Genomic DNA, 12,881 nt, shown 5'->3' on the forward strand with positions numbered 1-12,881 from the left:
TGAGAGAGTTGATTAGGAAAGAATAAAAGAGGAGAACAAAGTGAAGAAAGTTATTATAGGACTTGTCCTGACACTCAGCGTAGTCATCGTCGGAGCTATTTACCTGTATCAGAGCGCCCATGCACCGTATGCTCAGGCTGAAGATGAAACGATCACTTTTTTAGCTGAACGGACAGATCTAGACCAGGTCGAAGACTTTTACTGGTATAATGGTGAAGTCACGACGTTTACTGTGAGAGGGTTCAATGAAGCAGAGGAAGAAAAGCTCTATATGGTCCAACCCGAAGGCGGAGCGATCGTGACCTTCGATGCTGCTGAAATCGTTACGGAACAGGAAGCGCGACGCGTGACAAGAGAGGCAAGAGAGCCCAAACGTATTCTGAATGCGAAAGTCGGTTTGATGAATGACACGCCCATCTGGGAAGTCACGTATAAAAATGAAAATGATCGGCTGGGCTACTACATCATCCACCTAAAGACAGGTGAATGGTTGCGGACCATCGATAATATATAATTGAAATTATTTAGGTGAAGGAGACTGCACAGTGAAGAAGATACAGATCATAGATTCAAAAAACCATGTTGGTGAAAAAGTTAAGATCGGAGCCTGGATCGCCAATAAACGTTCAAGCGGAAAGATCGCATTTTTAAGCCTACGAGACGGTTCGGCATTTTTCCAGGGCGTCGTTGTTAAAAGTGAGGTAGACGAGCGTGTCTTTGAACAGGCGAAAAGTCTGACACAGGAAAGTTCTGTCTGGGTCATCGGGACTATTTCAGAAGATGCCCGCTCAAAATTCGGATATGAAATACATATCGAAGACATTGACGTCATCAGTGAAGCGGTCGACTATCCAATCACACCCAAAGAACACGGCACAGAATTCCTGATGGACAACCGTCACTTATGGCTGCGTTCATCAAAACAGCATGCCATCATGCATGTCAGAAACGAGATCATTCGTGCGACTTACGAATTCTACAACAAGGAAGGCTTCGTTAAAATCGATCCGCCTATCTTGACTGGTAATGCGGCTGAAAACACCACGGAACTTTTCCAGACAAAATACTTTGACCGTGATGCCTTCTTATCACAAAGTGGTCAGCTGTATATGGAAGCAGCAGCGATGGCTTTAGGACGCGTCTTTTCATTCGGACCAACGTTCAGAGCAGAAAAATCAAAAACCCGTCGTCACTTGATCGAATTCTGGATGATGGAACCTGAAATGGCCTTCATGGATCACGATGATTCCCTAGAAGTTCAGGAAAAATACGTGGCGTATCTGGTACAGAGCGTACTGGACAACTGCGATCACGATCTGGAAATTTTAGAACGTGATAAAGAACTATTGAAAAAATACACTGAACTGCCGTATCCGCGTGTGTCTTACGACGAAGCGGTGGAACTGCTGCAGAAAAATGACTTTGACGTGACTTGGGGCGAAGACTTCGGTTCACCGGAAGAGACCTTTATCGCTGAGCAGTACGACAAGCCTGTCTTCATCGTGAACTATCCAAAAGCGATCAAACCGTTCTACATGAAGAGACATCCGGAACGTGACGATGTCGTCTTATGTGCCGACATGATCGCTCCTGAAGGTTACGGCGAAATCATCGGCGGGTCTCAGCGTGAAGATGACTACGAGATCCTGCGTCAGGAAATCGTCGACTTCGGCTTGAACGTGGATGATTACGAATGGTATCTCGATCTGCGTAGATACGGAAGCGTGCCTCACTCAGGCTTTGGTTTAGGCCTGGAGCGTATGGTGACATGGATCAGCGGAACCGAACATATCCGTGAAGCGATCCCGTTCCCACGTCTACTGAATCGTATTTATCCATAGAACGACTAACTACACCACTGTGAAATAAGGATTGGGACTGGCTTCCAGTCCTTTTTTCATAGTATCTGAAATGAAATACTCTGCTTTCTTATGAAAATTGAGAAATGGAGGAGTATAAAGGGAAGATATCTGTCCTTCATGATGAAAAGTGACGTGTGGAGGGTACAAAAGTAAGTGATATGTGCCTTTCACTGAAACGGTTGATGTGTGAAGGGCACAAATGGGACTATTATCTGACCTTCAGGAGTGACACTTACGCCTGAACGTCACATAAACACGATTTATCTGCCTTTCATGAAAGAAACGGCAAGATGAAGGGCAGAAAAGTGACTGTTATCTGCCCTTCGTGAGGATCAGACATTTGTAAAGGGCACAAAAACATGACTTATGTGACCTTTAGGAGTGACACTTACGCCTGAACGTCACATAAACACGATATATCTGCCCTTTATGAAAGAAGCGGCAAGATGAAGGGCAGAAAAGTCCCGGATAAGTGCCCTTTACACCGGAATTTAAGACACGAAGGGTAGAAAAGTGACTGTTATCTGCCCTTCGTGAGGATCAGACATTTGTAAAGGGCACAAAACTACACTATTTGTGCCTTTCGACATTGAATCGACCATCTGAAGGGCACAAAAAGTTATTATTATTAACGACGAAAAGACGAGAAGGTGAGCAATCGCCAGACGATTGCTTCCTCATTCCATGCAAGGATCTGAAGGAGAATTACAATGAACAAGAATCCGCTATTTGATTGGATAAGTGCCGGGACAACAGCTGTCCCCAACTACTTACTGAAGTATTACACAAAAATCGGCCTGAATAACGACGATCTGGTCACTCTTCTTCAACTACTCTCGCTGGTAGGAAACGGCCAGCGCTTTCCAGACAGTCAGCTGCTTGCCGACAGATTGAATGTTTCTCGTGAGGACGCGTTCAAGGCTATCCATCAGCTGATGAACAAAAAAGTACTGACGATCGAGACTCGGGCAGACGAAGAAGGCAAAACGGTCGATGAATTTTCCTTCGATCTGCTTTATGAAAAACTGTCTGCGCTGCTGCTTCAGTCGATAAAGGAAGAGGAGTCAGAAAAAGAAGTCCTGGCTTCCAAAAATCTTTATCAGCTGTTCGAGCAGGAATTCGGACGCAGCTTGTCGGCCATGGAGATCCAGACGCTGAACATGTGGATCGAAGAGGACCATTACCGACCGGAACTAATCGAGATGGCGCTGCGTGAAGCGGTGCTGAACCAGGTCTACAGTCTGAAATATATCGACCGGATCCTTCTAAGCTGGGAAAAGAAAAATATCCGGACAAAAGAGCAAGTGGAAAAGGAATCCAAACGTTTCAGACAGAGTCAATCTAATGATGAGACGAAAGAGAAATCCGATCCGGACGAGAAACCCGTGCCGATGTATAACTGGCTGAAAGACAAATTTGATAATTAATAAGAGAAAGAGGAGAAATCAGTTTGGCAAAGTCACCGAAATTACTGTCATCAAGAGAAACCACAGAATTGATCGAAGCGATGGGCGAGCTGTTTCCCGAAGCGAAAGCAGAACTGACGCATAAAAATGCGTTCGAGCTCCTGATCGCTGTGATCTTAAGCGCCCAGACGACCGATGTCGGGGTGAATAAAGCGACACCGCAGCTGTTTGCAGCATATCCGACCCCAAAGGCCATGATGAACGCCGACGTGGAAGATATCATGGAGAAGATCAAAACGATCGGTCTCTACAGGAACAAGGCGAAATTCCTGAAAAAGTGTGCCACCCAGCTTGTCGAAGAGTTTGACGGAGAAGTACCGAGCACACATAAAGAACTGCAAAGCCTGGCTGGCGTAGGAAGGAAAACGGCGAACGTCGTGATGAGTGTGGCCTTTGACGAGCCAGCCATCGCCGTCGACACGCATGTTGAACGCATCAGCAAAAAATTCAATATCGCTGATCCTAAAGCCACAGTGGTTCAAGTCGAAAAGACGTTGATGGAGAAGCTCCCGAAAGACTTATGGAGCATCGCCCATCACCGGCTGATCTTCTTCGGACGCTATCAATGCCCGGCCCGCGCCCATGATCATGACCAGTGCGTGCAGAAAGTCACCGATATCATCGAAAGGAACAGGCAGGCAGCTGAAAAGTAAAATTGATGTCTGTAACGTTTTCATAATTTTTGCATATACGTTATAATTATAGATATTAAGTTTATAGTTATGAGAGGAGCACCATATGAGTCAGAAAGAAACGCGTTTAGATATAGTGAGAGCTCAATACGCGCTCTATAAGGAACGGCCGATGGATCTTACCATTGCCAGAGGCATTCCTTCAAAGAAACAGTTGAAATTGTCTGAAGGCCTGGTCAATGATGTCAAAATCGATGACTGGCTGAGTGAAGACGAAATAGATATACGCAACTACGGTGGTCTTTACGGCATCAAAGAAGCCAGAGAACTGTTCGGGTCACTGCTCAACACGACAGTAGAAGAGACCTTTGTTGGGGGCAATTCCAGTCTCCAGCTGATGTTCGCCGTTTTGAGTCATCATATGTACACAAAAGAAAAAGCATGGAATAAAGATAAGGACAAGCCGATAAAATTTCTTTGTCCGAGCCCCGGTTATGACCGCCACTGGTTCATGCTGGCACACTTAGGAATCGAAATGATCCCGGTCGAGCTGACAGGTAACGGACCGGATATGGAAGTGGTTGAAAAACTGGTATCTCAGGACGCTTCGATCAAAGGGATGTTCGTCGTACCGAAATACAACAATCCAACGGGCGAATCCGTTTCAGATGACGTGGTCGACAGAATGGCCACCATGCATACCGCTGCAGAGGATTTCGTGATACTCTGGGACAATGCCTATGTGGTCCATCATTTGCGAGATGAAAAAGTGGAAGTCAAAGACATCTTTGCAGCAAGCAAAACTGCCGGCAATCCTGACCGTGTCATTCAATTCGTATCCACATCTAAAATGACGCTGCCCGGAGCTGGCGTAGCCGCAATGGGTGCTTCGGTCGCTAACCTTGCAGAAATGGCCAGTCACTTTGGCAAGCAGCTGATCAGTTTTGATAAGATCAATCAGAAACGGCACGTGGCTTTTCTGAAAGACAGAGAAACCATCGAGGCGCATATGGAAAAACATGCCGAGATCCTGGCTCCGAAATTCGACTGGATCGAAGCGATCTTGTCTGCCTACTTCCATGGTGATCGTGAGTCCTTTGTGAGCTGGACCTCTCCCAAAGGAGGCTATTTCGTTCACCTGACGACGGACGAAGGCTGTGCCTCAAAGATCGTAGAGAGAATGGCTGACATCGGTATTTCTCTAACGCCAGCGAATGCGGCCTATCCGTATGGCATTAACCCGCTGGACAACAGTATCCGGCTGGCTCCGAGTTTTGCCACGCTGGACCATCTGGAGATCGCTATGGAAGCTCTGTGTGTCTGTATAGAGTTGGTTACACTGGAAAAATATGAAAGTCTATAAGGAGGAGTTAACATGTCAAAAGCAAGTTTTGGATTAGGGGCAGCTCTGGGAGCACTCGCAGGTGCAGCTGCCGCTTATTTACTGGCCCCGCAATCCGGTCAGGAATTTCAGGATGATATGAAGCTGAAAGTGAAAGATGCAAAAAATAAAGCCATCATTCGCATGGATGAAGCGGTCATGGAAACAGAAATCTGGCTGGATCAGCAGTTATCTGAACAAGACATCCGCAATCAGCCCGTTCAATACGAACGCACACCGGATAACGTGGCTGATGCACCGGCGCATGCCTATACTGATACCGATACGTATACAGAATCGCCAGACGTCTTTATCGAAGAATAAGAAGGATAAGGTCGAAGAGAGAAGCCCCGCGCTTCTCTCTTTTTTTATGATTTTGGGAAGAGTCGGAGCGAGCCGACTCTTACATTATTGATTTTTAAGTAATGTTCGGTCTATTCAGACTTGATCCAGGGGTAAAAGTTGTTTCCTTTTCAGCTTTTAGCAACTGGTTTACATCATTCACTCGAGTCACTAGAAAATGGACTGTCTTTTAGTAACTCAAATAATAACAGACAGGTGAGATGCTATAAAACAGGCTTTCTTCATATAACTGAAATCTCAAAGGGAAGTGGGTTATCAAAAGAAGGGGCATCTTTTAGTATCTCAAGAGGTTTCTGGCATACAGTTATGAAAACTTAGCCCTTCTTATCTGAACTTACGCTTCTTTCAACAGAAGAGTTGATAAAAGAAGGTCGATTTTTTATTAAGTCATGAGAGGTATGGGGTGGAGTTGATAAAAGAATTCAACCGTTCTATGAACTCCATTACAGATAGAAGAGGAGTTACTACAAACATAACCACGGATCAGCAGAGTCGAGGTAGGATCGGCTTGTTTTTGCAGTCGGATACTGTTAATACATCGAAGACAGAGGTGTTGAGAATACTTGCCGTGAAATTCCACTTAATCACACTAAATCTGCAATAAAAAAGCCCCGTAAACCAGCGTAGTCTGCTGAGTTACGGGACTTTCATGATTGGTGTTACTTTAATCCTGACGTTCGCCGTCTTTTGTAAAGCGGATGACGTTCGTGTCTTTATTATCGGCTATTTCCTTGGCCCGGTCGACGGCGTCATTTTTCTTCTCATGCGTTGAGTCCGGTCGCTTGGCTTCTTTGGTCCGCACTTTCCACTCGTCATCTTCAAAATAGACTAGCACGTCATTGTCCAGCAGTTCAGCCCGGGCACTCGAGTCATGCTCGTCATTCTCGCTTGGCCGTTCGGCATGTTTATAGGACTTCAGTTCCTCTTTTGAAGCATCATCCGCCCATTCCTTTGCCTGACTCGTCGCGATCGGGATCGCCCGGTCATCGTCGTAGCCTTCATCGACTAAGGCATTCGCGATATCGATCGCCTTTTTCCGGACCACCTGATCCAGATTCTTCATTGAAGCAGGGTAATCATCTAAATTCCATGGCATAAACGTTTCATCCTTTCATATTTGTTACTTTCGTTATATCATGAATAGGTAGAAACGTCTAATATAAGCTATAAGAATGAGGGTTAAGCCAATGAAGAAAATAGATAAAGCCAAAGTCTTTTTCCTGGATCATCTGGAGCTGTTCAGGTGTCCGGTATGTGAAAGTGACTTTATAAATGTGGAAGGGAACCAGCTGGTCTGTAGAGAAAAGCATACCTTTGACCTGTCGAAAAAAGGCACGCTCCACTTTTTACTGAAGCCGTCCAAGTCCGAGTATTCAAGGGAAATGCTGCTTGCAAGACAGCGAATCGCCCAGATGGGTTTCTGGCAGCCGATGCTGGATATCCTGTACCCTCTGATCGAAACGAAACAGGGTGTGACCCTGGATGTCGGCTGTGGAGAAGGGGCGCACAGTGCCTATCTGAGGGGGAAAGGGCTTACTGGACCACTGATTGCCTTTGATATTTCTAAAGAAGGCGTCAATCTGGGTGCCGCGACATATGAAGATATCTTTTTCCTGGTTGCCGATCTGGCTCACTCGCCTTTTCAGGCCGGACAGTTCGATACCCTGTTGAATATTCTGTCACCTTCTAATTATGATGAATTCAATCGACTCCTGAAACCGGGCGGCCAGGTCATCAAAGTGATTCCCGGATCAGATTATCTCAAAGAACTTCGAGCTTTTCAGCCGGAAGAGAAGCAGTCCTACTCGAATCAGAACGTTAAAGATAAATTTATGGAGCATTATAAAAATCCAGCCGTTCATCCTGTCAACTATACGGTGAATCTGACTGAAGCAGAAGTCAGCGACTTTCTCCAGATGACTCCTTTGGGCTGGAATATCAATGTTTCGGATACAAATACAGTGTCATTAAGGCAGATCACAGTGGATATGGAAATCCTGGTCGGGAATAAATCAGAATAAAAGGAATGTGGAACAATCTTTCAGATAATGAATAACAATAACTTGTGTTTTATAAACATAAATGTTAAGATGTACTTCATAAGCTGATTTGGTTCATTCGTTTTTATCAGTCATCCCATCAGAAGCTGATAAAAATCAGTGACAATCCAAAAGGCTTCATCAACGTACCGTTTCGCAGTGCTAGACACCGAGGCGGTACGTTTTTTTTGCGTAAAATTATGGAAATCAGTGAACATGACTTCTTTCAACTGGTGTGAATAGTGTATAATACGAGTAGAACATAAAAGGAGAATGAATATGGATATCGTTGTATTAGCAGGCGGCTATAGCCATGAGCGTGAAGTGTCGATGAGCTCAGGCAGTTTGATCGCTAACGCTTTAATGAAAAATGGTCACCACGTTATTTTGCTCGACCTCTATTTTGGAACAGATGAAGCCACGACTTTTGACGAGGCTTATAAAAAATTAAGTAAAGACACATACGACTATAAAGTGAAAAGACAGATACCTGACTTGAACGCGCTGCGTGCTTTAAAAGAGAAACCGTCTGAAATGATCGGACATAACGTGATCCCGATCGCACAATCGGCTGATCTTGTCTTCCTGTCGCTGCATGGCGAACTTGGGGAAAATGGTCAACTTCAGGCAGTTTTCGACTTATATGACATCACTTATACAGGTACAGGCTACATAGGCAGTGCGCTTGCCATGAACAAGATCCTGGCCAAGGAAGTCATGACCCAGTATGGTATCCCGACGCCAAAATGGGAAGTGCTCAGCAAAGATGAGACACCTGAGACATCCGTTCCCTGTGTCGTCAAGCCGGATGCCAGCGGATCAAGCATCGGCGTGTATCTGGTTGAAAAAGAAGAAGATCTGGATGCTGCGATCACAGACGCAAGAAAGTATTCAAAAGACGTCTTGATCGAAGAAATGATCCAGGGGCGCGAATTTTCTATCGGTGTGCTGGAAGATCAGGCTTTGCCACCGATCGAGATCATTCCCAAATCTGGTTTTTACGATTATGAGAACAAGTATCAGGAAGGGGCAACAGTTGAGATCTGCCCCGCTGAAATCAGTGAGGAGCTGACGACAGCTATGCAGGACATGGCTAAACGCGTGTTCAAGGCCTTGAGGCTGGAATATTATGCACGTATTGACTTTATGGTGTCTGATTCTGGAGATGTTTACTGTATCGAAGCCAATACGCTTCCGGGCATGACCCCGACGAGTCTTTTCCCACAGGAAGCCGCTGCAGCCGGCATCACGTACAATGAACTATGTGACCGCCTTGCCCAGCTTGCCGCAGATAAACGCAAATAAGGTCTGACTGGCGATAGTTTAAACAAGTATAGGATACTTATTTAAGTATCCAGTGAACATACCGAAACCTGTCAACTTTAGAAAAAGAGAAAGGAGCAGTGCGATGAGTCAGCAGTTAAAAGAGTTGATCAAAGTCAAAGCAGCTGAAATCGGGATCGATAAAATCGGATTCACCCATGCCGAGCCTTTTTACTCTCTGGAAGACAAACTCATCAAGCAGCACGCCAAGGGGCATCATTCTGGCTTTGAACATAAGGTCATCGAAGAGCGGATCTACCCGGAAAAAATCTTTGCGGAACCCAAGTCGATCATCGCGATCGCACTGGCTTACCCGTCAAAAATGCGCAACAAGCCGCCGCGTGTGAAGGGTGAACGAAGGGGAGAGTTTGCCCGTGCCTCTTGGGGGACGGACTACCACTATGTCCTCCAAGACCGTATGGACAAGTTGATCGCGTATATCGAAGAGGTCGCCCCCGGAGAAGTCGCCTTCAAGCCGATGGTCGATACCGGGGAACTGGTCGACGTTGCTGTTGCCCAGCGTGCCGGCCTTGGCTTTATCGGACGTAACGGCTTACTGATAACAGAAGAATTCGGTTCCTACGTTTACCTTGGCGAGATCCTGACCAATATCGATTTTGAGCCGGATGAAGAAGTCGCGTTCGGCTGCGGGGACTGTACACGCTGTGTGGATGCCTGCCCGACGGATGCCTTATTGGGTGACGGCCGGATGAATGCCAACCGCTGTCTGTCCTATCAGACTCAGACTAAAGGCTACATGCCTAAAGAATATCGCCGGAAGATGGGCCACGTGATCTACGGCTGTGATATCTGTCAGATCGTCTGTCCGTATAACAAAGGCGTCGATTCGCATTTCCACGAAGAGATGGAACCCGAGCCTTTCAATACTATGCCTGAACTCAAGCCGCTCCTGACGATCTCCAACCGTGAGTTCAAAGAGACCTTCGGAGATCTGGCGGGGTCATGGCGCGGAAAGAAGCCGCTTCAGCGGAACGCGATCATCGCCCTGGCTAATTACCGCGACTATTCTGCGGTACCGGATCTTTTGAATGTCATCGATAATGATGTCAGACCCATGATCAGAGGAACCGCAGCCTGGGCAATTGCCACGATCACGAAAAAACGCCCCAACGAGGAGATCGTGACCTTCCTTGAAGAGGCCCTTTTAAAAGAGACGGACGAAGAAACCATTACCGAATTTAAAGAAGCCATAGGTGAAATAAAAGCCCGGCTGAATAAACTGAATGCGAAGGAGAGTTAGTGTGACGAATCATATCGCTTTATTTGAACCACTCATTCCGGCAAATACAGGAAATATCTCACGGACCTGTGCCGGAACGAATACCCAGCTCCATCTGATCGAGCCGCTGGGATTTAAAACGGACGATAAGCACTTGAAGCGTGCCGGTCTGGATTACTGGGACAAAGTGGGGATCCACTACCATAAGGATCTGGAGGCGTTTCTGGAAATCGTCGGGGACAGTCCGCTTTATCTGATTTCCAAATTTGCTGACAGAGTCTACTCCGATGTTGATTTTACGGATACATCAAAAGATCATTACTTCCTGTTTGGCAAGGAAACGACCGGACTGCCGAAGGAATTCATGCAGGAGAACCGCGACAAAGCGCTGCGTATCCCGATGAATGACGAGCATGTCCGCTCACTCAACCTCTCGAATACAGCAAACATCCTGATTTATGAAGCCCTGCGTCAGCAGGATTTTGCCGGACTCGAAAAAGTCCATACGTACGAGAATGATAAACTGAAGTAAATCAGAAGTTTAAAAACGGCAGCAGCTGAATTTTTCTCTCTAATGGGAGAGACACGTTCAGCTGCTGTCGCTTTTTTTTATTGAATAATATTAGAATGAATAAGCTGGGTGTTTCGATTGCACATCTAAAAATTATAATGCTTAAAGTGATTGACGATTCATGATGAGCAGCAGGCAGTTACTATGTCTTCTTGTTCATTAACCTTTTATTTATTTAGAAAAGCATAGGATAAAATATTACATATTTCACTCGAAATGACACACTGATGTAAAGATAAGACAAAAGAAATACAGAACAACTAAATGGGAATGACAAAACGAGTCAAACTGTTTTATTTTGAGTCGGACGTGGTAAGATACATACGGTTATAAAATCTTTCTGTAACATGATTAATACCATCGTCTATATTTTTATTAAAAAAATAACACTTAAAGGAGATCGAATGAATGACTATCCACAAGCACACATGGTTTAAAGCAGGACTGACCTTATCAGCAGCAGGTTTATTTTTACTGAGCCCCGATTCAGAAGTTAGCGCCAGCCAAAAATGGGTCCCGCGTACTGTTCTGGAAATCGAAAATGATATCAATAAGGCAAAAGAGACAACGAATTATAACGAAGAGCCGTTCAAGTATACGGTCAAATGGGGAGACACTCTTTGGGGCGTGTCACAAGCAACGGACATTTCTGTCGACAAACTAGCAAAAGTAAATGACATCGACAACCCGAACCTGATCATTGCCGGCTCGACTGTATATGTCACCGATGACTTGTCTGTGGTTTCCGTGCAGAATGATGAGGAAGTCGTCAGTTATGATGTCTCTTCAGATGATGTAAAGGAAACTGAAACGCCAGCAGATGTAGCGAAAGCTCAAGACAATAAAAAAGCTGAAGAAGAGGCTGCCGCGCAAGCTGCTGCTGAACAGAAAGCTGAAGAAGAGGCTGCCGCGCAAGCTGCTGCTGAACAGAAGGCCGAAGAAGAGGCCGCTGCCCAAGCCGCTGCTGAACAGAAGGCCGAAGAAGAGGCCGCTGCTCAGGCCGCTGCCGAACAAAAAGCTGAAGAAGAGGCCGCTGCCCAAGCTGCTGCTGAACAGAAGGCCGAAGAAGAAGCTGCCTCCCAAGCTGCTGCTGAACAGCAAGCCGAAGAAGAAGCTGCTGCCCAAGCCGCCGCTGGACAGAAGGCCGAAGAAGAAGCTGCCGCCCAAGCCGCCGCTGAACAGAAGGCCGAAGAAGAAGCTGCCGCGCAAGCCGCCGCTGAACAGAAGGCCGAAGAAGAAGCTGCCGCCCAAGCCGCTGCTGAACAGAAGGCCGAAGAAGAAGCTGCTACTCAAGCCGCAGCTGAACAAGCAGCTGAAAAAGAAGACACTGCCCAAGATGCAGCAGAATCAGGTACATGGATGTCAGTTGAAGCCACAGCTTATTCTAGACATGAGCCAGGTCTAACTAACTTTACCTTTACAGGAATTGATTTAAGAGAAAATACACGTGTGATCGCCGTCGATCCAGACGTTATCCCATTAGGAACAGAAGTATTCATCCCAGGATATGGTGAGTACATTGCTGGTGATACCGGTGGTGCGATCAATGGAGAGATTATCGACTTACACATGGAAGACTTAGAAGAGATGAGACAGTTTGGCCGTCGTCAAATAGATATAAAAATCTTAGACTAAGTTATGATTTTGCTATGAAACAAGCACAGGCTAAAATTGTCTGTGCTTTTTTTATAGGGAAGAATCCGCGTACGAGGATCGGCATACAAATGCGGTCCGTTCCAGATATAGATAGTGCGATATGGAACTTTACACACGGTGATGTTAACGGACGGTTAATAAATCGATTTATTTACCTCCTACCCGATTTTCAAGAATGAATGATCAGGCAGTCTTGCCTGATCAGGACCGAATTAAAAACGATCTATGCTCGGTGAAGGAGAAACTTTAATGAACTTGATATGTATAGAGATTGAGTTCATAAAATCTGTTTGTTGTTCTATGAACTCAGTTTTTTATAATAGAAGAGTTGATAGAAAATCGGGTATC

Annotated in this window: 12 protein-coding genes; 11 read left to right on the forward strand and 1 reads right to left on the reverse strand. The window is 45.8% G+C overall.

What is annotated here, in order from left to right; all coding sequences use genetic code 11:
• Positions 1–40: 40 nt before the first annotated feature.
• The 6 genes from AB4027_RS05400 to AB4027_RS05425 all read left to right on the forward strand — a co-directional run bounded on the left by AB4027_RS05400 (position 41) and on the right by AB4027_RS05425 (position 5,665).
• Positions 41–514 (forward strand): DUF5590 domain-containing protein, encoded by a 474-nt coding sequence (locus tag AB4027_RS05400; protein ID WP_091487798.1) that lies wholly within the window; start codon positions 41–43, stop codon positions 512–514.
• A gap of 31 nt (positions 515–545) precedes the next feature.
• Positions 546–1,841, forward strand: a complete 1,296-nt coding sequence (gene asnS, locus AB4027_RS05405; RefSeq protein ID WP_368646316.1) for an asparagine--tRNA ligase — start codon at positions 546–548, stop codon at positions 1,839–1,841.
• A 731-nt stretch (positions 1,842–2,572) separates the two neighbouring features.
• Positions 2,573–3,289, forward strand: a complete 717-nt coding sequence (locus tag AB4027_RS05410) for a DnaD domain-containing protein (protein WP_368646317.1) — start codon at positions 2,573–2,575, stop codon at positions 3,287–3,289.
• Between the two features lie 23 nt (positions 3,290–3,312).
• On the forward strand, positions 3,313–3,981 hold the full coding sequence (gene nth, locus AB4027_RS05415) for an endonuclease III (protein WP_368646318.1): 669 nt from the start codon (positions 3,313–3,315) through the stop codon (positions 3,979–3,981).
• Between the two features lie 85 nt (positions 3,982–4,066).
• A complete protein-coding gene (locus AB4027_RS05420) occupies positions 4,067–5,323 on the forward strand; it encodes an aminotransferase (protein ID WP_368646319.1) in 1,257 nt (418 codons plus the stop codon).
• 12 nt (positions 5,324–5,335) lie between these two features.
• A complete protein-coding gene (locus tag AB4027_RS05425; protein ID WP_091487805.1) occupies positions 5,336–5,665 on the forward strand; it encodes a YtxH domain-containing protein in 330 nt (109 codons plus the stop codon).
• 703 nt (positions 5,666–6,368) lie between these two features.
• On the opposite strand, the gene AB4027_RS05430 is transcribed toward AB4027_RS05425, so the two are convergent.
• Positions 6,369–6,800, reverse strand: a complete 432-nt coding sequence (locus tag AB4027_RS05430) for a DUF2188 domain-containing protein (protein ID WP_368646320.1) — start codon at positions 6,798–6,800, stop codon at positions 6,369–6,371.
• Positions 6,801–6,891: 91 nt separating this feature from the next.
• Between AB4027_RS05430 and AB4027_RS05435 the strand changes: the two genes are divergently transcribed.
• The 5 genes from AB4027_RS05435 to AB4027_RS05455 all read left to right on the forward strand — a co-directional run bounded on the left by AB4027_RS05435 (position 6,892) and on the right by AB4027_RS05455 (position 12,512).
• Positions 6,892–7,725, forward strand: coding sequence for a methyltransferase domain-containing protein (locus AB4027_RS05435; RefSeq protein WP_368646321.1), 834 nt, complete (start codon positions 6,892–6,894; stop codon positions 7,723–7,725).
• Positions 7,726–8,022: 297 nt separating this feature from the next.
• Positions 8,023–9,048, forward strand: a complete 1,026-nt coding sequence (locus tag AB4027_RS05440) for a D-alanine--D-alanine ligase (RefSeq protein ID WP_368646322.1) — start codon at positions 8,023–8,025, stop codon at positions 9,046–9,048.
• A 103-nt stretch (positions 9,049–9,151) separates the two neighbouring features.
• On the forward strand, positions 9,152–10,327 hold the full coding sequence (gene queG / locus AB4027_RS05445) for a tRNA epoxyqueuosine(34) reductase QueG (protein WP_091487811.1): 1,176 nt from the start codon (positions 9,152–9,154) through the stop codon (positions 10,325–10,327).
• Between the two features lies 1 nt (position 10,328).
• Positions 10,329–10,838, forward strand: coding sequence for a tRNA (uridine(34)/cytosine(34)/5-carboxymethylaminomethyluridine(34)-2'-O)-methyltransferase TrmL (gene trmL / locus AB4027_RS05450; protein WP_368646323.1), 510 nt, complete (start codon positions 10,329–10,331; stop codon positions 10,836–10,838).
• 447 nt (positions 10,839–11,285) lie between these two features.
• Entirely contained in the window at positions 11,286–12,512 is a 1,227-nt protein-coding gene (locus AB4027_RS05455) for a 3D domain-containing protein (protein ID WP_368646324.1), read from the forward strand.
• Positions 12,513–12,881: the final 369 nt, after the last annotated feature.

The organism is Alkalibacterium putridalgicola (genome assembly GCF_040959045.1).
In the GTDB taxonomy this organism is placed as follows: domain Bacteria; phylum Bacillota; class Bacilli; order Lactobacillales; family Carnobacteriaceae_A; genus Alkalibacterium; species Alkalibacterium putridalgicola.